Origin of the sequence: Rhodococcus zopfii NBRC 100606 = JCM 9919 (assembly GCF_001895025.1) — a bacterium.
Taxonomy (GTDB): Bacteria; Actinomycetota; Actinomycetes; order Mycobacteriales; family Mycobacteriaceae; genus Rhodococcus; species Rhodococcus zopfii.
On record NZ_BCXI01000026.1, the window covers coordinates 1 to 25,579 of the forward strand.

Sequence of the window (25,579 nt, forward strand, 5' to 3'; positions counted from 1 at the left end):
TGGCGGAACACGACGCCTCGGGCACGGCGTCCGGATCGGGCACGACACGCTGACCGCACCGCTGTCGAGGTTCGACGAACGGCGGGAAACCGCTGGAAGGATTGCGCAACTGATGGCAACGACGGACACGTCGGACGACAAGGCCGGCAAGGCTCCCGTGGAGGCCGCACCCTCCGAAGCGATCGCGCGTCCCGGGGAGACGTCGAGCAGGCCCGGAGGGGCCCGGCAGTGGATCGGGAAGGGCCTGATCCTCGTGCTCGCGGTCGCCGCCGCGGTTTTCGGAGTCCTGTGGTTGCAGGCCGAGTCCACGAACCGGTTGCGCACCGATGCGCTCGACAGCGCCCGCGAGTACGCGATCACGCTCGGCACCTACGACTTCCAGAGTTTCGACGCGTCGCTCGCCGCGGTCACCGAGATCTCCACGGACGAGTTCGCGGCGAAGTACAACTCGGTTGCGGGCGAGCTGCGGTCGCTGGTCGAGAACGGGCAGGGCAGCTCGGTCGCGCGGGCCGATCACGCCGCGGTCGAGACCGTCGACGGTGACCGCGCGACGGTCCTGGTGTTCCTTGATCAGGATGTGAAGAATGTTGCCGTGCCGGACGGCCGTACCGACGCGACACGGTTCCTGATCACGCTGGTCCGTGACGGCGACCGGTGGCTGCTGGACGGCGCCGACGCGAAGTGAAGCGCACGGCCGTGACAGCGCACACTGAGGGCCGTGGACGGGGAGGGGGATCGACGTGGTGGATCAGACCAGGCCGAACGATCCGAGCAGGCTGCGGCGGCTCACCACCGCGGCGCTGAACGCCGATGCGACGATCGCCCGCATCGACGACGTCTCCGGTGGGATCGCGACGTCACTGGACGAGTTCAATCGCGTACTGGCCTCCTTCGACTCGCATCTCGGGGACTTCGAGACCGTCGTCGGCCGGCTCGGCAGCTCGATCGACCGGGTCGACGCGACGCTGCTCGGCGTCGAAAAGATCGTCGGCACCGTCGAGTGGCTCTTCGCCCCGGTCACGGCCGTGCGTGAACTGGTGCAGCGGCCGGAGGTGGCGGCTCTGACCGATCAGGCGATCTCGGCGGGAAATATACTTGCGCACTCGATTGTGACGCGCGTAACATCGTTGGTGCGAATCGAGCAGACGTCCGAGGACGACAGAGGCTCGTGAAGCAGAGATCCGGCCCGAAGATCGCCTAGAGCGAATATTCGGGCCGAACCCCTGTTCGGGGCCGGATCGCAAGGGGGATGGGTGCCGGAACGCATCGAATCGGTCAGCCGGGCGGGACTGACCTTCGACATCCGCGACGAGGGGCCGCGCGACGGCGAACCGGTCGTGCTGCTGCACGGATTCCCTCAGGATTCCCGGTCGTGGGGTCTGGGGGCGCCACTGCTGCACGCGCGCGGCTATCGCACCTTCGCCCCGGATCAGCGCGGCTACTCGCCGGGACTACCGCACCAGCGAGCTTGTCGCCGGACCCGCTGCGATGACCTGGTCGACGGTGCTCTTCATCGGCGCGATGTCTTTGGGATTCTGGCGCATGGCCTTCCAGCCGAAAATCTCCCGGACAACCGGGATGTCGTTCGCCGTTTGGGAGACGCACGACATCGTTCGGGTCATCAACGCGGCTGTCCCATGCGTCGGCGTATGCGAGCCAGTTGCCTCGTCCCAGGATCAGCGCGAACACCTGCGGGAATGCGGGCGCAAGCTCGTTCCAGCGAAGACGTAGCGGCTTCGCTGGGACACCGGCTGCGTCGGAGTTGGCGGAGAACTGCTTCAACATCTCAGCACTTCCGTCCGAGCACACGATGCTGTGCCCGAGCTGAAGAAGTTCGATAGTGCCGAAGCCTGTTCCAACCGCGCAATCGAGCACTGGTCCGCGAATCTCGAGCTGGTCCGCCAGGCCCACGAACTGATCGACAAACGCGGAGGAACGCGGAGGAATCGGTGCACGGGTGGAGGCAGGCGTCCAGCACCTCTGCGGGATGGAGTTCTGTGTTCATCCGCGCGCCCCCTCGTTCGTCTCATGCTGGGACTCGACGATCCGCAAGACCGAGGGGCGGTCAACCTTGCTGTTGTGGCGAACATCGGCAGGCAGCGAGCCGCTCAGCGTCACGACGGTAGGACGGGGGACGTCAGCGCGGTCGGCTTGCAGGTTCAGCACGAACTCATCAATCTCGGCGACCGAATCACCTGGAAGCACGTAGAACAGCTCGTCGCTCGGCTCCGAGTACACCACGGCGCTGATCGACGCCCCCGTCGCCATGTTCCACATCTGCTCCAAGGCGTCCGGGTAAAGGTCACCACCCCCCGCACGACGGATCACGTCCTTCTTGCGGCAGACAAACCACAGCCGTCCCTTGTCGTCGATGTATCCGAGGTCGGCAGTTCGGTGCCACACTCGTTCGGTCACAACGTCGCGCAGTTTCGCGTGGCACTCTACGTCGGGGCGGCGGAAGTACGTCCGCGTCACCCGACTGCCCGTCACGACGATCTCCCCGACCTCCATCGACGGGAGACTGGACCGCCCGATGGAGAAGTCGCTCTCGTCGGACTCAATCGGGACAACCCCGACCGACATCTCGTCCGCGACCGCGCCGAGGGGTACGCCGGCACCCGCGTACGTCCTCGTTTTTGACAAGTACACGAACTCAGGCGCGTCGATCACCGTGATGGGCATAACCGCCTCGGTGCTGGCGAATGGGATGCGGACGGTGGTCTGAGGAAGCGTCGCTGAGATGCGCTCGATGAGCCGTCCACTGAGTGCGGACCCAGCCGTCGCCGCGATCTTGATCGGCGGAGCCTCTTCGCCCGACTCTTTGAGGAAGCGGACCAGCCTGTCCCACACGAGCGGAGAGGCGAACACATAGTCGCAGCCGTGCTTCATCATCTGCCTGTGCACAGATTCAATGGGGATTCTCAGCGGCTGTAGCGTGGTCACGTCAGGCAGTACCGCAGTACGCCCGATGGCAATGGCGACCAGTGCCAGGTGGGGGAACAAGCAGAACTCGGTCTGAATCTCGGTCGCCGCCGAGTAGTACCGAATCTGGGAGGAAAGCTCGCGAGAGGCCCACGGGACGCCCTTGGGGATACCAGTCGTCCCGCTCGTATAGAGCATGAGAATCGGATCGAGCACGTCGCACGTCGGAGACCACTGCGGTTCCGCTTCATCAGCGGTTGTGGACACCGCGATGCCCGTCGGGTCGAAGTGGGTCAGTCCGAGAGTGTCATCCAGCTTGCTCGTCGTCGCCCACACCGTCGCTTCAAGTTCGTTGATGCACTGCCTCAACGTGGCCTCGGATGAGTTCGGGTCGAGCAGAGCAGGCGTGATGTCCTCGGTGAACGCTCCGAAGCACGCGACAACGAAATCCAGATCGAGCGAGCCTGTCATAACGACGTTGCTCCCAGGGCGAGCCCCAGCGGCGACCATGCTCCGACCTGCGGCAGCGGCCCGTGCGAGAAGCTCCTCGAAAGACAGAGACCTCCCCGTCTTCGCCTCGACCACCGCTGTGACATGTGGGCGTGCCTGCGCCGACGCGATTAGCTCATCCAAGAGAACGTTGCCCGTGAAGTGGTTCATTGTGTCCTTCGGTCGGCTGCGTGCGGGAAGTGTCCACCCCAACGAGTGCTCAGAATAGACCAGGCGGTACGATTCGAAATCGAATGCGGAAGGCACCAGTGCAACCAACTGCGGAGCGTCGACAGCTCGCCACCGCGCCCGTGCCGCTGCGATCAGCTTGTAGGCCATCGTCGTTCCCACTGCCCGACACCCCGGACCTTTGATGGCCTTGGTACGTAAAGGCACTGTGGCAAAAGTGCTTTCGATTGGATTCGTCGTACGCAGAGCTCGACGCTCGGCCGGCTACCGGACGTACTCGAGCAGCACATCGGCGTCATCGACGATTTCCTTCATCGCCGCCAACGCACCAGGATGCGCCGGCTTCGGGAGATCCGTCCAGCAGGTGCGCGACGTCGCGCGCCTGACCGATCGGGCCTTGGCGCGCGGCGGCCTCAACTGGTACCGGGCGATTCCGCTGTCGGATCCCCGCTCGCGGCCCGGCGCGGTTTCGGCGCCGACCCTCATGGTGTGGAGCGACGGGGACGGCGCGATCGATCGGGCCGGACCCGAGGCATCGGGTCGCTACGTCACGGGGCTGTTCCGGTTCGTGGCGCTGACGGGGGTGAGTCATTGGATCCCGGACGAGGCCCCCGAGGCACTCGCCGAACTCGTCGTCGAGCACATCGGCGGCCGGGGCTGACCGGTCCGGTCAGTTCGCCTTCAGGCGCTCCCGGCGCAGGCGGTCGATCTCCGGCAGATCCAGCGGTGCCAGCGCGTCGACGCCGAGTGCCCGCGCCAGCAGCAGATCGGCCAGTTCCGGATTGCGGGCCAGCACCGGACCGTGCAGATAGGTCCCGAACACCGAGCCCTGCACCGCGCCCTCGAGGCCGTCGCCCACACCGTTTCCGACACCGCGCGTCACCCGGCCCAGGCCCCGCGCAGACGACCCGAGAGTCGTTCCGCCGCGGTGGTTCTCGAATCCGGTGAGCGGCTGGGTGAGACCGGCGACGGCGGGGGAGATCACGATCTCTCCGATCGCGCGGGTGCGTTGCGGCGAGGTGGTCACGTCGAGCAGTCCGACACCGTCGACGCGTTCGCCGGCCGACGTCTCGTACCAGTGGCCGAGCACCTGGATGGCCGCGCAGATCGCCAGCACCGGTGCGCCGCGTTCGGCGGCGCGCTGCAGGCCCGGATAACGCAGCAGGTGCCGGGTCGCGAGTCGCTGCGCCGAGTCCTCGGCGCCGCCGAGCGTGTACAGGTCCATCGAATCGGGAACCGGGTCCTCCAGTCCGATGGGGACGATCTCGGCGTCGTACCCGCGCATCCGCAGACGCTGACGCAGCACGAGGGCGTTGCCGCCGTCCCCGTATGTGCCCATGACGTCGGGCAGGACCAGTCCGATGCGCACGGTCGACTCAGGCATGTGCGGACCCCTTCGCGAGCGCAGTGTTCAGATCCCGGAACGCGGTGTAGTTGGCGAGGACCTCGACCCGGCCCGGCGGGCAGGAAGCGATGGCGCGCAACGGATCCGGTACCAGGGTGTGTTCGACACCCGCGTAGGTGAGGCGGACCGCGAGGTCGGTTCCGCGTTCGCCGGACGCGACCACCTGCACACCGTCGAAGTGCTCGAACCGCACATCCCACAGCCACGACAGGTCCTCCCCGTCCGGCACCTGACCGTTGACGGCGATGACCAGACCGTCGACGGTCGGGTCGATCATCGACAGCGCTTCCTGCCAGCCCGCGGGGTTCTTCGCCAGCAGCATGCGGACCGAGTGCGGGCCCACCTGCACCGTCGAATACCGGCCGGCGACCTCACCGACCGTGGATGCCGCGGCGACCGCCGCCGCCGGATCGGCGCCGAGCGCGACCGCGGCGGCGACCGCCTGCGCGGCGTTGCCGCGATTGGCGCGACCGGGCAGGGTCAGTTTCATCGGCAGCACCAGCCCGTCCGGGCCGTACAGGTTCTCGTCGTCGACCCACCAATCAGGTTGGGGCCGAGCGAAATCGGATCCGCTGCTGTACCAGTGGTCGCCGTCGCGGACGATGGGCTCGCCGGTGCGGGGGCAGCTGACGGAATCGCTCGCCCAGCCGGCCCCGGCGGCCACCCACACCACGTTCGGGTTGTCGTAGGCCGCCGAGGTGACGAGGACGTCGTCGCAATTGGCGACGATCACGGCATCGGGGTGACGCTGCAGGCCCGCGCGCAGCTTGCGTTCGATCATGTTGATCTCGCCGACGCGGTCGAGCTGGTCGCGGCTCAGGTTGAGCAGCACGATCGCCTGCGGGTCGAGGGCGTCGGAGACGTGCGGGGTGTGCAGTTCGTCGACCTCGATCGCGGCGAGCGGCGCGGTGAGATTCGAGGCGAGCGTGGCGACGATCCCGGCGTCCATGTTCGCGCCGTCCGGCTGCGTCGCGACGTCGTCGAGGGTCGCGAGCGCTGCCGCCGTCATCCGGGTCGTCGTGGACTTGCCGTTGGTGCCGGTGACGAGCACCGTCCTGCGACCCCGGCCGAGTTGCTTCATCAGCGTCGGATCGATCTTCAGGGCGATGAGCCCGCCGATCATCGAGCCTTTGCCGCGTCCGGCCTTCTGCGACGCCCACGCGGCGGCTTTCGCCGCGCGCAGTGCCAACCGGCCGCGCGTGGTGATTCCAGTGCTAGTACCCACCCGGGCGAGTTTTCCACAGCCGCGTTACGGCCGCGGAGCCGCAGTCGTGTCCGCGCGGTCACAACGCGGCGGGTGCGGGGCGCGGGACCCCGTCAGCATGGGGAGCGACTGCCACCGAGGCGCGTCCACGCGAAACGCCGCTGCGCACCCGCGGAAGTGTCCACGGATGCGCAGCGGCGTCGAGATATAGCCTAGGAGAGGGCCTTTGCCTTCAGTGACTGGAACTCGGCCTCCGAGATTGTCCCGGCGTCGAGGAGTGCCTTGGCGTCGGCGATGTGCTCGGCGGGGGACTTGCCCGCGACCTCGCGGATGTAGTTGTCCTGTGCGGTCTTGAACTCGGCCGCCTCACGCGCGCTCCGCTTGGCCATGCCGTCGCCGTGGACGATCAGGTACACCAGAGCGGTGAGCAGCGGGAAGATGAACAGGAAGATGATCCAGATCGCCTTCACCCAACCGGACTGCTCGCGGTTGCGGAACAGGTCACCGATGATCATCCACAGCATGATCAGGTAGGCGATGAACGCGAAGCTGACGATGATGAACCAGATGATGTCCCAGAAATCCATGAAGCTTCCCTCTCGACCCGTGTGAACTGCCCAGTCCCGATTCGGAGGGAGCTGTCACGCCGGGAGAACAGCAACGCGGCGGCACCCTCGGGAGACTTCCCGAAGAGTACCGCCGCGTCCGTTTTGCTGCAGTCCGAATCGACCGCTTTTCCTAGTGGGCCCGGTTGACCGCGGAGACGACCGCGCGCAGCGATGCCGTGGTGATCGACGGGGCGATACCCGCACCCCACACCAGCTTGGTGGTGCCGTCGGGGCGGGTCACGTCCGCCTCCACGTAGGCCGCGGCGTTGGCGTCGTCACCCGCGGACATCGCGTGCTCGGAGTAGCCGCGCACGGTGATGTGGTAGCCCAGCGTCTCGAGTCCGTCGACGAACGCGGCCAGCGGACCGTTGCCGGTGCCACTGATCTCCTTCTCGACGCCGTCGACCTTCAGAACCGCGGTGACCTGGTCCTCACCGTCGTCGGTCTCGGCGGCAGTGACCTTCTGCCGGATCCGCTCCAGCGGGCGGACCGGAGCCAGGTACTCCTCGTGGAAGATGTCCCACATCTCCTTGGGGCTGACCTCGCCGCCCTCGCCGTCGGTGACCTTCTGGACGGCCGCCGAGAACTCGATCTGCAGCCGGCGCGGCAGGTTCAGGCCGTGGTCGTGCTTCATGATGTACGCGACGCCGCCCTTGCCGGACTGCGAATTCACGCGGATCACGGCCTCGTAGCTGCGGCCCACGTCCTTCGGGTCGATCGGCAGGTAAGGCACCGCCCACAGGATGTCGGCGACGTCGGAACCGGCCGCTTCGGCGTCGGCCTTCATGACGTCCATACCCTTGTTGATCGCGTCCTGGTGGCTGCCGGAGAACGCGGTGTAGACCAGGTCGCCTCCGTACGGGTGGCGCTCGTGCACGGGCAGCTGGTTGCAGTACTCGACGGTGCGGCGGATCTCGTCGATGTTCGAGAAATCGATCTGCGGATCGACGCCGCGGCTGAACATGTTCAGACCCAGGGTCACCAGGCATACGTTGCCGGTGCGCTCACCGTTGCCGAACAGGCAGCCCTCGATGCGGTCGGCGCCGGCCTGGAAGCCCAGCTCGGCGGCGGCGACACCGGTGCCGCGGTCGTTGTGCGGGTGCAGCGACAGGATGATCGAGTCGCGCTGCGCCAGATTGCGGTGCATCCACTCGATCGAGTCGGCGTACACGTTCGGCGTCGCCATCTCCACCGTCGCCGGCAGGTTGATGATCACCGGGTTCTGGGGGGTCGCGCCCAGCGTCGCGACGACTGCGTCGCACACCTCCTTGGCGTACGACAGCTCGGTGCCGGTGTACGACTCGGGGGAGTACTCCCAGCGCCAGTTCGTGTCGGGGTGGTTCTGCGCCTCGGCCAGCACGAGTTCGGCGGCGTCCGTCGCGATCTTCTTGACGGTTTCCTTGTCGGCCTTGAACACGACACGGCGCTGCAGGATCGACGTCGAGTTGTAGAAGTGGACGATCACGCTGCCCGCGCCGGCGCACGCCTCGAAGGTCCGCTTGATCAGTTCGGGCCGCGCCTGGGTCAGCACCTGGATCGTCACATCGTCCGGGATCGCGCCGTCCTCGATGATCTCGCGGACGAAATCGAAGTCGGTTTGGCTCGCGGACGGGAAGCCGACCTCGATCTCCTTGTACCCCATCCGCACCAGCAGATCGAACATGCGGCGCTTGCGGGCAGGGCTCATGGGGTCGATCAGCGCCTGATTGCCGTCGCGCAGGTCGACGGCACACCACTGCGGCGCCCGGTCGATGATCTTGTCGGGCCACGTCCGGTCCGTCAGCGTGATCGGCTCGACCTCCTCCGCAAAGGGCAGGTAGCGGTAGGTCGGCATGGACGAGTTCTTCTGCGTGTTCCACGCCGGCTGGTCGGCGGGGGCGGGTTTGCTCGGCGGCGTGATGGTGCGCGAACCGGAAGTGAATGCGTCGGCGGGTGACATGACGTGCTCCAAGGAAAAAGTGGACCTGTGGGTCCGGATCAGAATATCGACCGGCGCGTCGAAACCCCGCGACGGGAAGCCGGTCTGGTCAGATCCCGCCGCGGCGGCCGAGGAGAAGGGCGCGCTGCATGCCTGGCAGTGTACTCGTCTCGGCCTGGTCGGGCCCAGGGGGGACGATCGATGTCACAGCGCGGGGGTGGTCGTAGCGGCGGGTTGCCGGGAGCCTTGTTCGAGGTGGACGGCCCGACCGGGCCGGTCCGGGGCCTCATCGGTAGACTCGCTTCCTGGACTTGCACCCGATACCCGGAGGTTCGCCAGCGTGGCACTCGTCGTCCAGAAGTACGGAGGATCCTCGGTCGCGACGGCCGAGCGGATCCGGCGCGTCGCTGAACGGATCGTCGAGACCAAGAAGGCGGGCAACGACGTCGTCGTGGTCGTCTCTGCGATGGGCGACACCACCGACGAGCTGCTCGACCTCGCTCAGCAGGTGTGCCCGGTGCCGCCGGCCCGCGAGATGGACATGCTGCTCACCTCCGGTGAGCGCATCTCCAACGCGCTCGTCGCGATGGCCATCCACTCGCTGGGCGCCGAGGCTCGGTCGTTCACCGGCTCGCAGGCCGGCGTGATCACCACCGGCAGCCACGGCAACGCCAAGATCATCGACGTCACCCCGGGTCGTGTCCGGGCCGCGCTCGACGAGGGCAGCATCGTCCTGGTCGCGGGCTTCCAGGGCGTCAGCCAGGACAGCAAGGACATCACCACCCTCGGCCGCGGCGGATCGGACACCACCGCCGTCGCGCTCGCCGCGGCGCTGGACGCCGACGTCTGCGAGATCTACACCGATGTCGACGGTGTGTTCACCGCCGACCCGCGCATCGTCAAGGACGCGCAGCGGCTCGACAAGGTCTCCTTCGAGGAGATGCTCGAGCTCGCCGCGTGCGGTGCGAAGGTGCTGATGCTGCGTTGCGTCGAGTACGCCCGCCGCTACAACGTGCCCGTGCACGTTCGTTCGTCGTACACCACCAAGCCCGGCACGATCGTGTCCGGATCGATGGAGGACATCCCCGTGGAAGAGGCCCTGATCACCGGCGTCGCGCACGATCGCGGCGAAGCCAAGGTCACCGTCGTCGGCCTGCCCGACACCCCCGGTTACGCGGCGAAGGTCTTCCGGGCCGTGGCCGACGCCGAGATCAACATCGACATGGTGTTGCAGAACATCTCCAAGGTCGAGACCGGCAAGACCGACATCACCTTCACGCTGCCGATGTCGGACGGCCCGCGTGCCGTCGAGCTGCTGACCAAGCAGCAGGACGAGATCGGTTTCACCCAGGTGCTGTTCGACGACCACATCGGCAAGGTGTCGCTCGTCGGTGCCGGTATGAAGAGCCACCCGGGCGTGACCGCGAAGTTCTGCGAGGCCCTCGCCGCGGCCGGCATCAACATCGATCTCATCTCCACGTCGGAGATCCGCATCTCGGTGCTGGTCGACGACACCGAACTCGACGACGCGGTCCGTGCCCTGCACGCCGCGTTCGAACTCGGCGGCGAGGAAGAAGCCGTCGTCCACGCCGGAACGGGACGGTAATCATGACCACGAATCAGGCGAGCGCAGCGACGGGGAAGACCATTGCTGTCGTAGGTGCGACCGGTCAGGTCGGCATCGTCATGCGCACCCTCCTCGAGGAGCGCAACTTCCCCGCCGACAAGGTGCGGTTCTTTGCCTCTGCCCGCTCGGCGGGCAGGAAGCTGCCGTTCCGCGGTGAGGAGATCGTGGTCGAGGACGCCGCGGCGACCTCGGACGAGGACCTGAAGGGCATCGACATCGCGCTGTTCTCGGCGGGTGCGACCCTCTCGCGTGCGCAGGCCCCGCGCTTCGCGGCGGCCGGCGCGATCGTCGTCGACAACTCGTCGGCGTGGCGCAAGGACCCCGAGGTTCCGCTCGTCGTCAGTGAGGTCAACCCCGAGCAGGCGAAGAACCCGCCGAAGGGCATCATCGCCAACCCGAACTGCACCACCATGGCAGCGATGCCGGTACTGAAGGCCCTGCACGACGAGGCGGGCCTGCGTCGCCTGATCGTCTCGAGCTACCAGGCCGTGTCGGGCAGCGGCATCGCCGGTGTCGAGGAACTCCTCGGCCAGGCGCGCGCCGTCATCGGCGACGCCGAGAAGCTCGTCCACGACGGCAGCGCCGTCGATTTCCCGGCACCGGACAAGTACGTGGCGCCGATCGCGTTCAACGTGCTGCCGCTCGCCGGGTCGCTCGTCGACGACGGTTCCGGTGAGACCGACGAGGATCAGAAGCTGCGCAACGAGTCGCGCAAGATCCTGGGGCTGCCGGATCTGCTCGTGTCGGGCACGTGCGTGCGTGTCCCGGTGGTGACCGGCCACTCGCTGTCGATCAACGCCGAGTTCGAGCGGCCGCTGTCGGTCGAGCGCGCGCAGGAAATTCTCTCGACCGCACCGGGTGTCCGGCTGGTCGACGTGCCGAACCCGCTGGCCGCGGCGGGCGACGATGTGTCGCTGGTCGGCCGCATCCGCCAGGATCCGGGCGTGCCGGACGGTCGGGGTCTCGCGCTGTTCGTCTCGGGCGACAACCTGCGCAAGGGCGCCGCCCTCAACACGATCCAGATCGCGGAACTGCTGGTGTAGAAGCACTTCTGCTGGTCCGAGCGAATGGATCGTTCAGTCGGGTAGTCCGACTGAACGATCCATTCGCTCGTGAAGGGGGGGTTCGGCTACCGCAATGTACGCCAGTGCTCCGCCGTTCACGGCGGAGGTGAAGGCGCACGCGGGAGGCCCACCAGGGCCGAGCGTGCCCTGCACGGGCAGGTCCTGTTGCTCGATGTACTGCCGCAGGATCGAGATCGGGGCCCCGCCGACCGAACCGGCGAAATAGGAGCCGGACCACAGACGCTGCGCGCGCCAGTAATGCCGGACCAGCTCGGGGAACTCCTGCCGCATCCTGCGGGACGAGACTCCTTTGAGCGAGTTCACCAGTCGAGACACGGCGACCTTCGGCGGGAAGTTCACGAGCAGGTGGACATGGTTCGATTCGCCGTTGAACTCGACCAGTTCGACCTCGAAGTCCTCGCATACCGCCCGCATGATCTCCTCCATCCGCTCCAGATGCGGGGCGGAGAACACTCGATGTCGATACTTGGTCACAAAGACCAAGTAAGCGTGGAGGGCGAAAAAACAGTGCCTGCCAGTGCGAATATCACCGTATTCGGTCATAGACCAATGGCATGGTGTGGGGGTGCACCTCCGGTACCAGTACCGCTTGTACCCGACAGTGGGGCAACAGTGGGCACTGGCGCGCGCGTTCGGGTGTGCACGGGTGGTGTTCAACGATGCCCTCGCCACGCGGGAGCGTGCACGCCGCGACGAACTGCCCTATGTCACGGACGCGGAACTGTCCAAGGCCCTGACCGCGGTGAAGAAAACTCCGGAACGCGCCTGGTTGGGCGAGGTGTCGTCCGTCGTGTTGCAGCAGGCGCTGGCGGATCTGAACACCGCGTACCGCAACTTCTTCGCCTCGGTCACCGGGAAACGGAAGGGTCCGAGACTCGGGCCGCCGAGGTTCCGGTCCCGCCGCGACCACCGGCAGACGATCCGATTCACGAAGAACGCACAGTTCCGGATCACGGCCGCTGGGAAGTTGCGGCTGCCGAAGATCGGGGACGTTCCGGTCCGCTGGTCGCGGGACCTGCCGTCGGATCCGTCGTCGGTGACGATCATCAAGGACACGGCCGGCCGGTACTTCGCGTCGTTCGTGGTCGAGACGACCGACGATCCGCTCCCCGAGTGCGAGTCGGAGATCGGCATCGACCTCGGACTCACCACCTTCGCGGTGCTCTCGAACGGCAAGACCATCACGTCCCCGAGGTTCTTCCGGCAGGCCGAACGTCGGCTCCGGAAAGCGCAGCAGAATCTGTCCCGAAAGGAGAAGGGCTCGAAGAACCGGGCCAAGGCTCGGATGCAGGTCGCCCGGGCGCATGCCCGGGTGCGGGACGCGCGGCTGGATTTCGCGCACAAACAGGCCGCGACACTGATCCGCGAGAACCAAGCGGTCTACGTCGAGGACCTGTGCGTGAGCGGGCTGGCGCGGACCCGGCTGGCGAAGTCGGTCCACGACGCCGGGTGGGGCATTTTCACCCGGATGCTGGAGGACAAGGCCGCCCGGTACGGGCGCACCTTCGTCAAGGTGGACCGCTGGTTCCCGTCGTCCCGGACCTGCTCGACGTGCGGGCGGGTCGACGGGCCGAAGCCGTTGTCGGTGCGGGAGTGGATCTGCCCGTGCGGTGCGGTCCACGACCGGGACCTGAATGCAGCACGCAACATCCTCGCCGCCGGACGGGCGGAGAGGTTAAACGCCTGTGGAGCGCAGGTAAGACCGGAACGTGTTCCGGCGCAGCGCGGCGAAGCAGGTACCCCCGAGAGCGTCACGCGGCGCTGGTAGGAATCTCCGGCTTTTAGGCCGGAGAGGACGTCAATCGTAGAGGCGATAGATCGCCTCGACGACCACTGCGGGGCGAGCACTGTTCTCGAGCTCGATGTTCCCCGCGACGACGATCTGCACGCCTCCCCGGGGAAGTTCCTCGAGGGATTCGAGGGTCGCGTCGAGGCGGACTCTCGCGCCGGCCGGCACGGGCGTGGTGAACCGAACCTTGTTGAGACCGTAGTTGACGGCCAGGGTGACGGAATCGACCTTCAACACCTCGTACCACATCGGAATGATGAGGGACAGCGTGAGATAGCCGTGCGCGATGGGCCCGCCGAACGGACTGTTCTTCGCGGCGCGGTCGGGGTCGACATGGATCCACTGGTGATCATCGGTGGCGTCCGCGAATGTGTCGATGCGATCCTGCGTGGCCGTGATCCACGAGCTGACGCCCAGCGGCCGGCCGACGAATTCGGTGAGTTCGGCGAGGGATGCGACGTGTGTTCCGGTGGCGGCGGAGGTCATGATGCTCCTTCGTGCTCGGGGTCCTGAGCGCGTAAGGGATTCTGCTCCCGAAATTCTCGGTGTGTAGCAGGTTGGGTCTCGATGTCGTCTCGGTGCCCTGAGGCTCAACTTAAAATCAGTCTGGACTGTTTGTGCTTTTGCCGTTACTCTCGGTTTCGTGACGGACACCACAGCCGGCGTACCTCGCACGCAGGCCCAGCGAACCGCCGCGACGAGAGCCAAGCTGCTCGACGCTGCGGTCGACTCGCTGGTCGAACTGGGCTACGCGGGCACCAGTACGCAGGGAATCGCCAAGCGCGCCGGGGTCTCCCGCGGCGCCCAGCTGCACCATTTCCCGACCAAGGAGTCGCTCGTCGTCGCGGCCGTCGCGCACCTCGTCGACAAGCGGCTCGCAGAGATCCTCGAGGCGCGGCCCGAACCGGACCGTGCGCTCGAGACGCTGTTCGACGCGTTCGTCGGTCCGCTGTTCGACGCGGCCCTCGAGCTGTGGGTCGCCGCCCGGACCGACCCCGCCCTGCACGAGGCCATGATCCCGCTCGAGCAGAAGGTCTCCGACGCCCTGCACGTCGGCTGCCTCGAGATCATGGGTGACCAGATCAGTCCGGACGCCATCGACCTGAGTATCGAACTGGCCCGCGGCTTCGCGGTGTCCTCGCTGATGCGTACCCCCGAATCGGACCAAGAGTTCCGGGAGCGCCTGCTCCCGGTCTGGAAAGCGCTGGTGATGAAATGAGTTCGGCAACGCTCCCCACGCATGTGCACACCCTCGTCGTCGGCGCCGGGTTCGGCGGAATCGGAATGGCCGCAACGCTGTTGCGTGAGGACCCGAAGGCCGATGTCGTCGTGATCGAACGCGGCGACGACGTCGGCGGTACGTGGCGGGTGAACAACTACCCCGGTGCCGCGTGCGACGTTCCCAGTGCCCTGTACTCGTTCTCGTTCGCGCCCGAACCGGATTGGTCCAAAGCCCATGGTACCCAGGCCGAGATCTACGCCTACCTGCGTCGCGTGGCGTGCGAGACGGGTGTGACCGACCGGACCGTGTTCGACTGCGAACTGCGCGACGCGCAGTGGGACGACACGCGCGGACGCTGGTTCGTGTCGACCTCCCGCGGCGACCTGACCGCCGAGGTTCTCGTTGCCGCCACGGGCGCCCTGTCCACCCCGACCCTGCCGAAGGTGCCCGGCCTGGAACTGTTCCGTGGCACCATGTTCCACTCGGCGGAGTGGAACCACGACTACGACGTGACCGGCAAGCGAGTCGCCGTGATCGGCACCGGCGCATCGGCGATCCAGTTCGTCCCCGCCATCGTCGACAGCGTCGCGCACCTCACGCTCTTCCAGCGCACCGCCTCGTGGGTCATGCCCAAGCACGATCACACGATCGCGGCCCCGGTCAAAGCGCTCTACCGTCGATTCCCGTTGGCGCAGAAAGCGGTCCGCGCGGCCGTCTACGGTCAGAAGGAAACCTACGTGGTCGGGATGACCAAGCCGTTCGCGCGCAAGTGGCTCGTGCCGCTCTTCGAGCGCCGGGCCCGGTCGATCCTCGCGAAGCAGGTCGCAGATCCGGATCTGCGCGCGAAGCTGACCCCCGACTTCCGGATCATGTGCAAGCGAATCCTGCTGTCCAACGACTGGTTCCCCGCGATCACCCGTCCCGACGTCACCGTGGTCGCCTCCGGCCTGACCGAGGTGACGGAGAATGCGGTCGTCGACGACAAGGGCAACGAGTACGAGGTCGACGCGATCATCTTCGGCACCGGCTTCACGCCCACCGAACCTCCTGTGGCCCAGCATCTTCGAGGATCTAACGGACGCACCCTCGCCGAGACGTGGAACGGCAGCCCGTCCGCGCACCTCGGCACGGCGGTGCACGGTTTCCCCAATCTGTTCCTCATGTACGGCCCGAACACCAACCTCGGCCACAGTTCGATCGTGTACATGCTCGAATCGCAGGCCACCTACATCGCCGACGCGATCCGCACGATGCGCACCCGCGGGCTCGGCTCCGTCGAGGTGACCGACGGCGCGCAGCAGCGATACAACGACGGACTGGATCCGATTCTCGCCGGGACGATCTGGAACGCCGGTGGTTGCCAGAGCTGGTACCTGGACCGCAAGGGCCGCAACTCCGTGATGTGGCCCACCTTCACGTGGAAGTTCCGGCAGGCGACCCGACGCTTCGACTCCGAGAACTACCTCGCGCGACCGGCTGCCGAGCAGGTGAACGCATGACCCACTACGACGTGCTCGTGATCGGCTCCGGCTTCGGGGGCAGCGTCGCCGCGCTGCGCCTGACGGAGAAGGGCTACCGCGTCGGCGTTCTCGAAGCCGGGCGACGGTTCGGCGACGACGAGCTGCCGAAGACCAGCTGGCGGCTGCGCAAGTATCTGTGGGCACCGGCCCTGGGCTGCTACGGCGTCCAGCGCATCCACCTGCTGCCCGACGTGCTGGTGATGGCCGGCGCGGGCGTCGGCGGCGGGTCGCTCAACTACGCCAACACGCTCTACCGGCCGCCGTCGGCGTTCTTCCAGGATCCGCAATGGGGGCACATCACCGACTGGGAGGCCGAACTCGGTCCGTACTACGACCAGGCCGCGAAGATGCTCGGCGTCCGCCCGAACCCGTCGACCACTCCCGCCGACGAGGTGATGCGTGCGGTCGCCGAGGACATGGGGGTCGGCGAGACCTTCACGACCACACCGGTCGGGGTGTTCTTCGGGGTGCCCGGTGAGACCGTGCCGGACCCGTTCTTCGGCGGTGCCGGACCCGACCGCACCGGCTGCACCGAATGCGGCGGGTGCATGACCGGCTGCCGGGTCGGAGCGAAGAACACCCTGGTCAAGAACTACCTGTACCTCGCCGAACAGGCCGGTGCGACCGTTCATCCGCTCACGACCGCCACCGAGGTGCGGCCGCGCGAGGGCGGCGGCTACGAGATCCACACCAAGAGCACGAACCGGATCCGCAAGCGTCGCAAGGTCTTCACCGCCGACCAGGTGGTCGTCGCGGCGGGCACCTACGGCACCGCACGGCTGCTGTTGGCGATGCGGGAGACCGGCGCGCTGCCGAACCTGTCGCCGCGTCTGGGCACGGTCGTGCGCACCAACTCGGAGGCGGTGCTCGCGGCGTCGGCGCAGGACACCACGATCGACTACACGCGCGGCGTGGCGATCACCTCGTCGTTCCACCCGGACGACCACACGCACATCGAGCCGGTCCGATACGGCAAGGGCAGCAACGCCATCGGTCTGCTGCAGGCGCTGCTCACCGACGGCGGCGGTCGCGCACCACGCCTGGTGAAGTTCTTCGGCGTCGCCGCCCGCAACCCGGGGGCGTTCGTGCGCAGCCTGTCGGTGCGGCGCTGGTCCGAACGCACCGTGATCGCGCTCGTGATGCAGACCGACGACAACTCGCTCGAGTTGCGCAGCCGTCGAAGCCCGTTCGGTCGCGGTGTGACGAGCAAGCCCGGGCCGGGGGAACCGCCGCCGGAATGGATCCCGGTGGGGCACGAGGCGATCCGCCGGGTCGCCGACAAGCTCGACGGCGACGCGGGAGGGTCGATCGCCGACCTGGTGAACATTCCGATGACCGCGCACTTCCTCGGCGGCTGCGCCATCGGCGACTCGCAGGACACCGGCGTCGTCGACCCGTACCTGCGCGCGTACGGGCACCCGGGTCTGCACGTCGTCGACGGCTCGGTGGTCAGCGCGAACCTGGGTGTGAACCCGTCGCTCACCATCACCGCCCAGGCCGAACGCGCGATGGCTCTGTGGCCCAACAAGGGTGAAGCCGATGCCCGTCCCGAACTCGGCGACCGTTACGTTCCCGTGGCGCCGGTCGCGCCGACCCGGCCGGCAGTGCCCGCGGATGCACCGGCCGCGTTGCTGCTGCCCATACCCACCGTCCGGCGAGAGGAGCGTGCACATGCTGTGGAGCGTGCCTGAGAGCAGCACCGACCGCGACGACTGGCCGGTCTCCCCTCCGCCGCCGTGGCCGGCGGATGTGCGCGCGACCCTGTGGTGGCATCGCAGTACCCCCGACGCGGCGCAGTTCGGGCCGGGCGGGAAGACCCTGCCGTTCACCCTCGCCATGATGGTCGACTACCTCGAGTCGCCGGTCGGGCCGTACCGCGAGATCCTGGCCAGCCCGGTGCTGCGACCGGGTGTGATTCCGGCGATGGCGGTGCCGTTCATCGCCGTCGACTCGGAACCGTCGGTGCACGGCGGCCGGACCCACTGGCACCTGCCGAAGGTGCTCGCCGAGTTCACCGGTGATGTCACCGGCACGTTCTCGGCGACCGGTGATTCGTGGAAGGTGACGACCGCGGCGTCGCCCAAGGGACCCGAGTTGCCCATCGCCGGCGGGCTGACGTTCGCGCAGCCCCTCGAGGACGGGGGACTGTTGCGGGCGACGGCGAAGCTGCGGGGCCGGTTCCGCTACGCCCGGGTGGACGTGCAGGCCACCGGTCCGACGCTCGGCCGGTGGCTGCGGCCCGGAACCCATCACGGCATCGTCATCACGCGGGGACGGATGAGCACCGGTCCCGGCCGGTAGCGAGGTTTGCCCAGGCAGGAGACAGCCGCGCGCGGCCCGACGCGCGCGGCTGTCCTTCGGGTCGGCTACGTCGCCTCGCGCATGGTCAGGCCGCCGAGTTCGACGATGTACTCTCCGGAACCCTCGTCGAACGAGACCGAGTACGTCGTGGGGTAGTACCCGGACTGTTGGTAGGCCTGCGGCAGATCGAGGTCCTCCTGTACGGGTGTCTTCGTGCGCATCCAGTCGATCGCCATCATCGGCTCGATGAAGGTCCAGCGGCCGTCCCACGTGCCGTTGATGAGGATCTGCGTGAAGTCGTACTCACCGGGAACCAGCGACTGCGTGCTGTCGACCCAGTGCATACCCATCTTCGGGACGATTGCCAGCTCAGGCGGACCGGCGGGGACGTAGCCCTGTGGGATGTACTGCGGCGCAGGATAGTTGGTTCCGAGCGCCAGATAGTCCGGCATGCCCGGATCGATCGCCTTCACCGCCGCGGCGTCGGCCATGTAGAAATGCATGTCGAAGTGCGGTTCGTCGAAGAGCATCGCGGGCTCGTGCCCGTGTGGATTCCAGTCGACGGTGACGTGGTCGATCGCGGTGTCGGGGCCGTCGGCGGGGAGCTCGAGGTCGAAGACCTCCAGGGAGTCGGACAGGCCGTCGAGGGCATCCGCGGTCAGTCTGAGCCCGACCGCGGTCGGGTTGCCGTCGGCGTCCTGCAGCACGTACGCGCGGCCGGAACCATCGCCGATCGGGACTGCGGTGCCGTAGATGTCCGGATCGGTCTCGGTCGCGGTGTCGGCCCCGCAGCCGACTACAACGGTCAGAGCGGTACACGCTGCCGCGGCCGTTCCGGAGAGGCGAAGGAGCGTGGGGAGACGCATGGTGGACCTCTTCTCGGGACTGTGGAAAGCATAGGTCGACGCAGGTCGACGCGGTACGGAAGGGCGAAAGCGGGTCGCGGGTCCGTTTCACGATGCGTGACGCATCGCCAGTCCGCCGAGTTCGATCGTGTACATCTGCGCCGCCTCGTCCCACCACACCGAGTACGTGGTGGGGTGGAGCGCGCTGCGCTGATACGCCTCGGGCTGGGGCAGCGGCTCGTGCAGTTGCGGGCGCGACGCGAGCCATTCGCGGCTCATCATCGGTTCGACGAACGCCTGACGTCCGTCCCACGTGCCGTACAACACCGTCTCCGTGAGGTGGTGTCCCGAGTCGGCGGTGTCGAGCCAGTGCAGTCCCATGCCCGGGACCGTCGCCATCAGTGGATCCCCGCCCGGTGCGTAGCCCGCCGGCACGTATCTCGGGTCGGGAAGGGTGGTGGCTGCCTGGACGTAGCCGGGGACGAGCGGATCGATCGCGTCTACGGTGGCCCTGTCGAGCAGATAGAAATGCACGTCGAAGTGCGGCACGTCGAAACCGTGCTCGGGGTTGTGGCCGTGCGAATTCCAGTCGAGGGTGACGTGGTCGAATGCCGTGGCGTCCGCCTGCTCGGGCAGTTCGAGGACGTAGTCCTCGGTGGACGGCAGCAGACCGCCGGGCAGTTCGTCGAGCGCGGCCGCGTCGAGCCGGACCCCGATCGTCGTCGGCGAGCCGTCGGCGTCGACGGTGACGTACGTGCGGGCGTTGCCCGCGCCGACGGGATGCGCGGGCCCCTCGACCAGGCCGGGGATGCCGCCACCGACCGCTGTCGCGGGGGCGACGAACAAGCCGAGGCAGCCCGCGGTGGCGATCGCGGCGAAGTGACGGGCACCCGATCGAATGTCCATGTGCGGTCCTCGATTTCCGACGACGGATCCATCGTTTCGGATGCTAACTTCGTGTAGTGCGGGTGCGGGCACGATAGACCGATTCGTGATCGGCGGGTGTTCGGACCGTGTTCTGCCGGGCTATTTTCTTGACTTATTCCAGAAAAGGCGCATACTCGTTGGCATGCAACGAACGGACGGGAACTTCGACCCCCGGGAGCGGTTGCGCTCCGTGGGGCTCAGGGTGACCGCTCCGCGCGTAGCGGTGCTCGGAACTGTTGCTGCACAGCCGCATTCCGATGCCGATGAGGTGGCGGCGGCGGTGCGCAGCAAACTCGGCTCCGTGTCCACCCAGGCGATCTACGACGTTCTCAAGGCCTGCGTGAACGCGGGACTGCTCCGCCGGATCGAACCGGCGGGATCCCCGGCGCGGTTCGAGACCCGGACCGGCGACAACCATCACCACCTCGTGTGCCGCAACTGCGGCACGGTCGTCGACGTCGACTGTGTGGTCGGCTCGGCGCCCTGCCTCACCCCTTCGGACGCCCGCGGATTCGTCGTCGACGAGGCCGAGGTCACGTTCTGGGGGCTGTGCCCCGACTGTCTGTAGCCCCGACCCGGTTCTCGACCCGAGACCCGTGACGATCCCGCGTACCCCGCACCAGGAGGTCACCATGACGAACGCACCCTTCACCACCAACAACGTGGGCAATCCGGTCGGCAGCGACGACGAATCGCTGACCGCCGGCACCCAGGGCCCGATCCTGCTGCACGATCACTACCTCATCGAGAAGCTCGCACACTTCAACCGTGAGCGGGTCCCCGAGCGGGTCGTGCACGCCAAGGGCGGCGGTGCGTTCGGTGAGCTCGTCGTCACCGGCGACGTCAGCGCCTACACCAAGGCTAAGCTCTTCCAGCCGGGTGCGAAAACCGAATCCCTGGTGCGTTTCTCGACCGTGGCCGGTGAACAGGGCAGCCCCGACACCTGGCGCGACCCGCGTGGGTTCGCCGTCAAGTTCTACACCGAGGACGGAAACTACGACCTGGTCGGCAACAACACGCCCGTCTTCTTCATCAAGGACCCGATCAAGTTCCCGGACTTCATCCACTCGCAGAAGCGGCTGCCCGCGTCGGGTCTGCGCGACCACACCATGCAGTGGGACTTCTGGACCCTGCGGCCCGAGACCGCGCACCAGGTGACCTGGCTGATGGGCGATCGTGGTATTCCCAGGACGTGGCGTCACATGGACGGGTTCGGCTCGCACACCTACCAGTGGATCAACGCCGAGGGTGAGCGCTTCTGGGTCAAATACCACTTCAAGACGAACCAGGGCATCGAGTTCCTCACCCAGGCCGAGGCCGATGCGCTGGCCGGGTCGGACCCCGACTACCACCGCGCCGACCTGTTCGATGCGATCGAGCGCGGTGAGTTCCCGAGCTGGACGCTGAAGGTTCAGGTCATGCCGGTCGCCGAGGCGGAGAACTACCGCTTCAATCCGTTCGACCTGACGAAGGTGTGGTCGCAGAAGGACTATCCGCTGATCGAGGTCGGGACCTGGACGCTGAACCGTAACCCGCGCAACTTCTTCGCGGAGATCGAGCAGGCCGCGCTCGCACCGTCGAACATCGTGCCGGGCATCGGTTTCTCACCCGACAAGATGCTCCTCGGCCGCGTGTTCTCCTACGCGGACGCGCACCGCTACCGCATCGGCGCCAACCACGCGCAACTGCCGGTGAACGCGGCGCGCAACGAGGTGCGTTCGTACTCGAAGGACGGGAACATGACGTACTCGTTCAACGATCCGGCGACCCCGGTGTACGCGCCGAACAGCTTCGGCGGCCCGCACGCCGACCGGCAGCAGGCCGGGGACGACGGCCGGTGGGAGTTCGGCACCGAGGCGGTCCGCGCCGGATACGTGCGGCACGCGGAGGACGACGACTTTGCGCAGGCGGGGACGCTGGTGCGCGAGGTGCTCGACGACGCCGAGCGTGCGCGGCTCGTCGACAACATCGTCGGGCACGTCCTGGGCGGAACCGCGGAGTCCTTGTACGAGCGGATCTTCGACTATTGGCGGAGCGTCGACGCCGATCTCGGCAAGAAGGTCGAGGAGAGAGTCCGGGCCGGCCGCGGCTGACCGGGCGTCAGAGCAAACCCCACCAGTAGAGCAGAGCGGCGAGAACGAAGACGATCAGGGATTCCATCGTCGGCCTCCTTCGCGGGTGGGGCGCTGCCTCCATCATCCGCCCCGTCGGCACCGATATCCACATCGATCACGTTCGTTCACCGCGAAGCACTCGAAAGGAGTGACAAGATGAAAAGCCCCATCACCAGCACACTCGATCCCGCACGACGCGACGTCGCGGCGGCCGCCCTGCAGGCGGCACTGGTCGACCTCGTCGACCTGAGCCTGATCGGTAAGCAGGCGCACTGGACCGTCGTCGGACCCCAGTTCCGCAGTATCCATCTCGCCCTCGACGAGCTCGTCACGGCAGCACGGGATTTCGCTGACCAGGCGGCCGAGCGCCTCACCGCCGTCGGTGTGGCCCCGGACGGCCGCGCCGCCACGGTGGCACGCGAGTCCGCCGCCAAGGGATTCGGCGACGGATGGACGAAGGGCGAGGAGGTCGTCGCCGCGATCGTCGACAACATCGCTGCCGTCGTCTCGCGGCTGCGCGCGCATATCGATGCCACCGCGGACGCGGATCCGGTGACGCAGGACCTGCTCATCGGGCAGACGGCGCGGCTCGAGCAGCTGCACTGGATGTGGCAGGCGCAGCTCGCCTGACTCACCACCCGTCCGTTCGAACAACTGTGTGACGGATGTGTCGGGAGTGATTGCTAGGTTGGAACCCGGACCGATGCCTCGGCGTCGGCCCGGGTTTCTGCCTGTGCTCTCGAAAGGTGTTCTCTGTCATGGTGATGGGTCCCACCCATGCGGTTTCCGGGGCGCTCGTCGGATTGCTCGTCGCCGACGTGCTGCCGCGGGAGTGGGGTGGGCCGACGTCCACCGCCGAGACGTTCGCATTCGCGGCGGTGTGTGCCGGCGCGGCGCTGCTGCCCGACCTCGACACCGCCCAGTCGACGGTCGCCCGGTCGTTCGGTCCGGTGAGCCAGGCTGTCGCCGGCGGCATCGACCGGGTGTCGGTCGGCTACTACAACCTGACCAAGGGGCGCCGCGACCGGAAGCGACGCGGCGGCCACCGCACCCTGACCCACACCGCGCTGTTCGCCGGGCTGCTCGGCGTCGGGGTGTCCGCGCTCGTCGCGCGATTCGGGCGCGAAGCAATCATCGCGGTCCTGTTCATCACGCTCGGGCTGGCGCTGCGCGGGCTGTTCGGCGGCTGGGCCAAGCGCAACGGCTGGCTCGCGGTCACCGCGACGGCCGCGGTGCTGTCGGTGCTCACGTGGACGTGGTTCCCCGGCGAGGTCGGGTCCGTCGGGCTCGGGGTCGCGGTGACGCTGGGCTGTGTGACGCACTGCCTCGGCGATGCCATCACGAAGGAGGGTATCCCGTTCCTGGCCCCGTTCCTGCCGTGGCGGGGTGAGCGGTGGTGGGAGTTCAGGATGCCGGGGTTCGTTGCGATCCGGGCCGGCGGGCCGTTCGAGGTCGGGATACTCGGTCCGGGTCTGACGCTGGCGGCGGTGGGGTTCGCGATCTGGTCGATCGACGGTGCGCCCGAATACATCCAGGGTGCGCTCGAAGCTTCCGGCCTGGGGTTCTGACGAAGATTTCCGAAGCCACTGGTATCGGAAGTGAACATGTTCTATTTTTGCACCTGACCTCCCCGGCCCCCACCCCCAGATCGGAGCTCGACGACGTGAGCGAGAGTGCACCGGCCCCCAGCCTCAGCCGACGTGGATTCCTCGGCGCCGCCGCGGGAGCGGCGGCACTGACCGGCCTCGGCTGGAGCCCCGCCGGTGCCGTCCCTCTCGGTGACCCGCGGGCGACCATCCCGGCGCCGCCGGAGTTCCCCGCCGACATCCCGCTCGCTCAGCAGCGCTTCGAGAACTGGGCCAAGACGATCCGGTTCGACGCCGTCTGGACCGCGACGGCCCGCGATCCACAGGACGTCGTGCGCATCGCGAACTGGGCGCACGGCCACGGCTACCGCATTCGCCCGCGCGGCACCATGCACAGTTGGAGTCCGCTCACCGTCGTGCCCGGCAGCAATGTCGACAAGATCGTGCTCATCGACACGATGGCGCACCTGAACTCCGTGAGTGTCGACCCCTCCGGTGCACCCGCGACCGTCGCCGCCGGTGCCGGGGCGAGCATCGAGTCGATCCTCGCCGCCCTCGAGCACGAGGGACTCGGATGGGCGAATTCGCCCGCCATCGGCGACATCACGATCGCCGGTGCCCTGTCCATCGGTGCGCACGGCGCGACCTGCCCCGCGGCGGGGGAGAAGGTGACACCGGGCCAGTCGTTCGGCTCGCTGTCGAATCTCGTCGTCGCGCTCGACGCCGTCGTGTGGAATGCGGCATCCGGCGCCTACGAACTGCGCACCTTCCGGCGGTCCGACTCCGACATCACCGCACTGCTCGCCCACGTCGGCCGCGGCTTCGTGACGTCGGTGACCCTGCAGGCCGGCGCGAACTACCGGCTGCGCTGCCAGAGCTTCACCGACGTGCCGTGGCAGGAACTGTTCGCCCCCGCCGGATCGCCCGGCCGCACGTTCGAGCGCTTCGTCGAGGAAAGCGGACGCGTCGAGGCGATCTGGTTCCCCTTCACCGAAACTCCGTGGCTGAAGATCTGGTCGGTCAGCCCCGAGAAGCCCGCCGCGTCCCGCGAGGTATCGGGCCCCTACAACTACTACTTCTCCGACTCCATCCCGGAGTCCGTGACGACCCCGCTCGGGCAGGTCGCGAGTGGTCTGCAGGCCGCCACACCGGCGTTCGGGGCGGGTCAGTTCGGCGCGGTCGCCGCCGGGCTCGCCGCGACCGGTACCACCGATCTGTGGGGCTGGTCGAAGGACCTGTTGTTCTACCTGCGGCACACGACGCTGCGTGTCGTCGCCGGTGGTGGTGTCGTGGTGACGCGCCGCGAGAACATCGCGCGCGTCATCAACGAGTTCACCACGTGGCTGAACGAACGCATGAACCATTACGCCGCACTCGGGCAGTACCCGGTCAACGGGCCGTTCGAGGTGCGGCTGTGCACCGTCGACGACCAGTCCGAGGTCCTCGTCGACTCGGCGGGCGCCCCGAATCTGTCACCGGTGCGACCCCGTCCCGACCGGCCGGATTGGGACACCGCGATCTGGATGAACGTGGTCTCGCTTCCCGGCACCGCCGGACTGTCCGCGTTCTTCCGGGAGATGGAACAGTGGATGGCCGACCATTATTCGGGCGACTACGCGACCTTCCGCTCCGAATGGTCCAAGGGCTGGGCGTTCGACGACGAGGGCGGCTACCGCAATCCGCAGTTCCTCGGCGAGACCATTCCGGCCATGTACCGCACCGGCCTTTCGTCGAAGGCGGGCTGGGACGGTGCTCTCGAGGTGTTCGACCGGCACGACCCGCACCGCGTGTTCGGCAACGAATTCCTCGACGAGCTGTTTCCCTGAGG

24 protein-coding genes and 3 pseudogenes are annotated in these 25,579 nt (G+C 67.5%); 16 read left to right on the forward strand and 11 right to left on the reverse strand.

Annotation, left to right across the window (positions count from 1 at the left end):
• The 3 genes and pseudogenes from RZ1_RS16465 to RZ1_RS31395 all read left to right on the forward strand — a co-directional run.
• Nucleotides 1-685, forward strand: a 685-nt coding sequence (locus RZ1_RS16465) for an Rv1363c family protein (protein WP_244899343.1), incomplete at its 5' end; no start/stop codon positions are given.
• Nucleotides 686-743: 58 nt separating this feature from the next.
• Nucleotides 744-1,172, forward strand: coding sequence for a hypothetical protein (locus RZ1_RS16470; protein ID WP_072813546.1), 429 nt, complete (start codon nt 744-746; stop codon nt 1,170-1,172).
• Nucleotides 1,173-1,253: 81 nt separating this feature from the next.
• Nucleotides 1,254-1,451: pseudogene (locus tag RZ1_RS31395) on the forward strand (alpha/beta fold hydrolase); the annotation flags it as partial.
• Here RZ1_RS31395 and RZ1_RS30090 read toward each other — a convergent pair.
• The 3 genes and pseudogenes from RZ1_RS30090 to RZ1_RS30100 form a co-directional block, all read right to left on the reverse strand.
• Entirely contained in the window at nt 1,452-1,622 is a 171-nt protein-coding gene (locus RZ1_RS30090) for a cytochrome P450 (RefSeq protein ID WP_244899347.1), read from the reverse strand.
• 379 nt (nt 1,623-2,001) lie between these two features.
• Nucleotides 2,002-3,582 carry an AMP-binding protein gene (locus RZ1_RS30565; RefSeq protein WP_072813547.1) on the reverse strand — a complete coding sequence of 527 codons (1,581 nt, stop codon included), beginning with the start codon at nt 3,580-3,582 and terminating at the stop codon, nt 2,002-2,004.
• Nucleotides 3,583-3,639: 57 nt separating this feature from the next.
• Nucleotides 3,640-3,951: pseudogene (locus RZ1_RS30100) on the reverse strand (IS256 family transposase); the annotation flags it as partial.
• A 133-nt stretch (nt 3,952-4,084) separates the two neighbouring features.
• Here RZ1_RS30100 and RZ1_RS30570 point away from each other — a divergent pair.
• Nucleotides 4,085-4,261: an alpha/beta fold hydrolase family protein gene (locus RZ1_RS30570; RefSeq protein WP_169917983.1), complete on the forward strand. Its 177-nt coding sequence runs from the start codon at nt 4,085-4,087 to the stop codon at nt 4,259-4,261.
• Nucleotides 4,262-4,270: 9 nt separating this feature from the next.
• Here the strand turns inward: RZ1_RS30570 and RZ1_RS16495 are convergent, their stop codons facing one another.
• From RZ1_RS16495 to leuA, 4 genes are all read right to left on the reverse strand, one after another.
• Complete coding sequence (locus RZ1_RS16495) at nt 4,271-4,984, reverse strand: type 1 glutamine amidotransferase (RefSeq protein WP_072813550.1); 714 nt, start codon at nt 4,982-4,984, stop codon at nt 4,271-4,273.
• Nucleotides 4,977-6,230 carry a Mur ligase family protein gene (locus RZ1_RS16500; protein ID WP_072813552.1) on the reverse strand — a complete coding sequence of 418 codons (1,254 nt, stop codon included), beginning with the start codon at nt 6,228-6,230 and terminating at the stop codon, nt 4,977-4,979. Before RZ1_RS16500 ends, RZ1_RS16495 begins: the two co-directional genes overlap by 8 nt.
• 191 nt (nt 6,231-6,421) lie before the next feature.
• On the reverse strand, nt 6,422-6,796 hold the full coding sequence (locus tag RZ1_RS16505; RefSeq protein ID WP_072813553.1) for an SHOCT domain-containing protein: 375 nt from the start codon (nt 6,794-6,796) through the stop codon (nt 6,422-6,424).
• 151 nt (nt 6,797-6,947) lie between these two features.
• Entirely contained in the window at nt 6,948-8,756 is a 1,809-nt protein-coding gene (leuA, locus tag RZ1_RS16510; RefSeq protein WP_072813645.1) for a 2-isopropylmalate synthase, read from the reverse strand.
• Between the two features lie 319 nt (nt 8,757-9,075).
• On the opposite strand from leuA, the gene RZ1_RS16515 reads away from it, so the two are divergent.
• Together RZ1_RS16515 and RZ1_RS16520 are read left to right on the forward strand one after the other, a co-directional pair.
• Nucleotides 9,076-10,341: an aspartate kinase gene (locus RZ1_RS16515; protein WP_072813555.1), complete on the forward strand. Its 1,266-nt coding sequence runs from the start codon at nt 9,076-9,078 to the stop codon at nt 10,339-10,341.
• Between the two features lie 2 nt (nt 10,342-10,343).
• Nucleotides 10,344-11,405, forward strand: a complete 1,062-nt coding sequence (locus tag RZ1_RS16520) for an aspartate-semialdehyde dehydrogenase (protein WP_072813556.1) — start codon at nt 10,344-10,346, stop codon at nt 11,403-11,405.
• A 174-nt stretch (nt 11,406-11,579) separates the two neighbouring features.
• Here RZ1_RS16520 and tnpA read toward each other — a convergent pair.
• Nucleotides 11,580-11,990 (reverse strand): annotated as a pseudogene (gene tnpA, locus RZ1_RS16525) (IS200/IS605 family transposase); the annotation flags it as partial.
• Nucleotides 11,991-12,036: 46 nt separating this feature from the next.
• Here tnpA and RZ1_RS16530 point away from each other — a divergent pair.
• Nucleotides 12,037-13,215 carry an RNA-guided endonuclease InsQ/TnpB family protein gene (locus RZ1_RS16530; RefSeq protein ID WP_238071841.1) on the forward strand — a complete coding sequence of 393 codons (1,179 nt, stop codon included), beginning with the start codon at nt 12,037-12,039 and terminating at the stop codon, nt 13,213-13,215.
• A gap of 30 nt (nt 13,216-13,245) precedes the next feature.
• Here the strand turns inward: RZ1_RS16530 and RZ1_RS16535 are convergent, their stop codons facing one another.
• The gene (locus tag RZ1_RS16535) at nt 13,246-13,722 is read right to left on the reverse strand and encodes a MaoC family dehydratase (protein WP_072813559.1); all 477 of its coding nucleotides are present in this window, start codon (nt 13,720-13,722) and stop codon (nt 13,246-13,248) included.
• A gap of 157 nt (nt 13,723-13,879) precedes the next feature.
• On the opposite strand from RZ1_RS16535, the gene RZ1_RS16540 reads away from it, so the two are divergent.
• Genes RZ1_RS16540 through RZ1_RS16555 form a run of 4 tightly spaced genes read left to right on the forward strand, consistent with a single transcriptional unit; the run spans nt 13,880 to nt 18,279 of the window.
• Entirely contained in the window at nt 13,880-14,455 is a 576-nt protein-coding gene (locus RZ1_RS16540) for a TetR/AcrR family transcriptional regulator (RefSeq protein ID WP_072813561.1), read from the forward strand.
• A complete protein-coding gene (locus RZ1_RS16545) occupies nt 14,452-15,957 on the forward strand; it encodes a flavin-containing monooxygenase (RefSeq protein ID WP_072813562.1) in 1,506 nt (501 codons plus the stop codon). The genes RZ1_RS16540 and RZ1_RS16545 overlap by 4 nt, the downstream gene beginning before the upstream one ends.
• Nucleotides 15,954-17,669 (forward strand): FAD-dependent oxidoreductase, encoded by a 1,716-nt coding sequence (locus tag RZ1_RS16550; RefSeq protein ID WP_072813565.1) that lies wholly within the window; start codon nt 15,954-15,956, stop codon nt 17,667-17,669. Before RZ1_RS16545 ends, RZ1_RS16550 begins: the two co-directional genes overlap by 4 nt.
• Nucleotides 17,662-18,279 (forward strand): acetoacetate decarboxylase family protein, encoded by a 618-nt coding sequence (locus tag RZ1_RS16555; RefSeq protein ID WP_072813646.1) that lies wholly within the window; start codon nt 17,662-17,664, stop codon nt 18,277-18,279. Before RZ1_RS16550 ends, RZ1_RS16555 begins: the two co-directional genes overlap by 8 nt.
• Nucleotides 18,280-18,344: 65 nt before the next feature.
• Here RZ1_RS16555 and RZ1_RS16560 read toward each other — a convergent pair whose 3' ends face one another.
• Both RZ1_RS16560 and RZ1_RS16565 read right to left on the reverse strand, forming a co-directional pair.
• Entirely contained in the window at nt 18,345-19,145 is an 801-nt protein-coding gene (locus tag RZ1_RS16560; protein ID WP_072813567.1) for a DUF5602 domain-containing protein, read from the reverse strand.
• 87 nt (nt 19,146-19,232) lie between these two features.
• Nucleotides 19,233-20,030 carry a DUF5602 domain-containing protein gene (locus RZ1_RS16565; protein ID WP_072813568.1) on the reverse strand — a complete coding sequence of 266 codons (798 nt, stop codon included), beginning with the start codon at nt 20,028-20,030 and terminating at the stop codon, nt 19,233-19,235.
• A 163-nt stretch (nt 20,031-20,193) separates the two neighbouring features.
• Between RZ1_RS16565 and RZ1_RS16570 the strand changes: the two genes are divergently transcribed.
• The 5 genes from RZ1_RS16570 to RZ1_RS16590 all read left to right on the forward strand — a co-directional run bounded on the left by RZ1_RS16570 (nt 20,194) and on the right by RZ1_RS16590 (nt 25,577).
• A complete protein-coding gene (locus RZ1_RS16570) occupies nt 20,194-20,619 on the forward strand; it encodes a Fur family transcriptional regulator (protein WP_072813570.1) in 426 nt (141 codons plus the stop codon).
• Nucleotides 20,620-20,683: 64 nt separating this feature from the next.
• Nucleotides 20,684-22,144, forward strand: coding sequence for a catalase (locus RZ1_RS16575; RefSeq protein WP_072813649.1), 1,461 nt, complete (start codon nt 20,684-20,686; stop codon nt 22,142-22,144).
• 177 nt (nt 22,145-22,321) lie between these two features.
• Nucleotides 22,322-22,795, forward strand: a complete 474-nt coding sequence (locus tag RZ1_RS16580) for a Dps family protein (protein WP_072813572.1) — start codon at nt 22,322-22,324, stop codon at nt 22,793-22,795.
• A 128-nt stretch (nt 22,796-22,923) separates the two neighbouring features.
• Nucleotides 22,924-23,733 (forward strand): metal-dependent hydrolase, encoded by an 810-nt coding sequence (locus tag RZ1_RS16585; RefSeq protein ID WP_072813574.1) that lies wholly within the window; start codon nt 22,924-22,926, stop codon nt 23,731-23,733.
• Nucleotides 23,734-23,828: 95 nt separating this feature from the next.
• On the forward strand, nt 23,829-25,577 hold the full coding sequence (locus tag RZ1_RS16590; RefSeq protein WP_072813575.1) for a cholesterol oxidase substrate-binding domain-containing protein: 1,749 nt from the start codon (nt 23,829-23,831) through the stop codon (nt 25,575-25,577).
• The last annotated feature ends 2 nt before the right edge of the window (nt 25,578-25,579 follow it).

What these genes read in the sequence shown, in the direction of transcription:
- RZ1_RS30090 (WP_244899347.1), bottom strand. Translation starts at nt 1,622, where the DNA reads ATGACCCGAACGATGTCGTGCGTCTCCCAAACGGCGAACGACATCCCG.
- RZ1_RS30565 (WP_072813547.1), bottom strand. Translation starts at nt 3,582, where the DNA reads ATGAACCACTTCACGGGCAACGTTCTCTTGGATGAGCTAATCGCGTCG.
- RZ1_RS30570 (WP_169917983.1), top strand. Translation starts at nt 4,085, where the DNA reads ATGGTGTGGAGCGACGGGGACGGCGCGATCGATCGGGCCGGACCCGAG.
- RZ1_RS16495 (WP_072813550.1), bottom strand. Translation starts at nt 4,984, where the DNA reads ATGCCTGAGTCGACCGTGCGCATCGGACTGGTCCTGCCCGACGTCATG.
- RZ1_RS16505 (WP_072813553.1), bottom strand. Translation starts at nt 6,796, where the DNA reads ATGGATTTCTGGGACATCATCTGGTTCATCATCGTCAGCTTCGCGTTC.
- leuA (WP_072813645.1), bottom strand. Translation starts at nt 8,756, where the DNA reads ATGTCACCCGCCGACGCATTCACTTCCGGTTCGCGCACCATCACGCCG.
- RZ1_RS16520 (WP_072813556.1), top strand. Translation starts at nt 10,344, where the DNA reads ATGACCACGAATCAGGCGAGCGCAGCGACGGGGAAGACCATTGCTGTC.
- RZ1_RS16535 (WP_072813559.1), bottom strand. Translation starts at nt 13,722, where the DNA reads ATGACCTCCGCCGCCACCGGAACACACGTCGCATCCCTCGCCGAACTC.
- RZ1_RS16545 (WP_072813562.1), top strand. Translation starts at nt 14,452, where the DNA reads ATGAGTTCGGCAACGCTCCCCACGCATGTGCACACCCTCGTCGTCGGC.
- RZ1_RS16550 (WP_072813565.1), top strand. Translation starts at nt 15,954, where the DNA reads ATGACCCACTACGACGTGCTCGTGATCGGCTCCGGCTTCGGGGGCAGC.
- RZ1_RS16560 (WP_072813567.1), bottom strand. Translation starts at nt 19,145, where the DNA reads ATGCGTCTCCCCACGCTCCTTCGCCTCTCCGGAACGGCCGCGGCAGCG.
- RZ1_RS16565 (WP_072813568.1), bottom strand. Translation starts at nt 20,030, where the DNA reads ATGGACATTCGATCGGGTGCCCGTCACTTCGCCGCGATCGCCACCGCG.
- RZ1_RS16570 (WP_072813570.1), top strand. Translation starts at nt 20,194, where the DNA reads ATGCAACGAACGGACGGGAACTTCGACCCCCGGGAGCGGTTGCGCTCC.
- RZ1_RS16575 (WP_072813649.1), top strand. Translation starts at nt 20,684, where the DNA reads ATGACGAACGCACCCTTCACCACCAACAACGTGGGCAATCCGGTCGGC.
- RZ1_RS16580 (WP_072813572.1), top strand. Translation starts at nt 22,322, where the DNA reads ATGAAAAGCCCCATCACCAGCACACTCGATCCCGCACGACGCGACGTC.
- RZ1_RS16585 (WP_072813574.1), top strand. Translation starts at nt 22,924, where the DNA reads ATGGTGATGGGTCCCACCCATGCGGTTTCCGGGGCGCTCGTCGGATTG.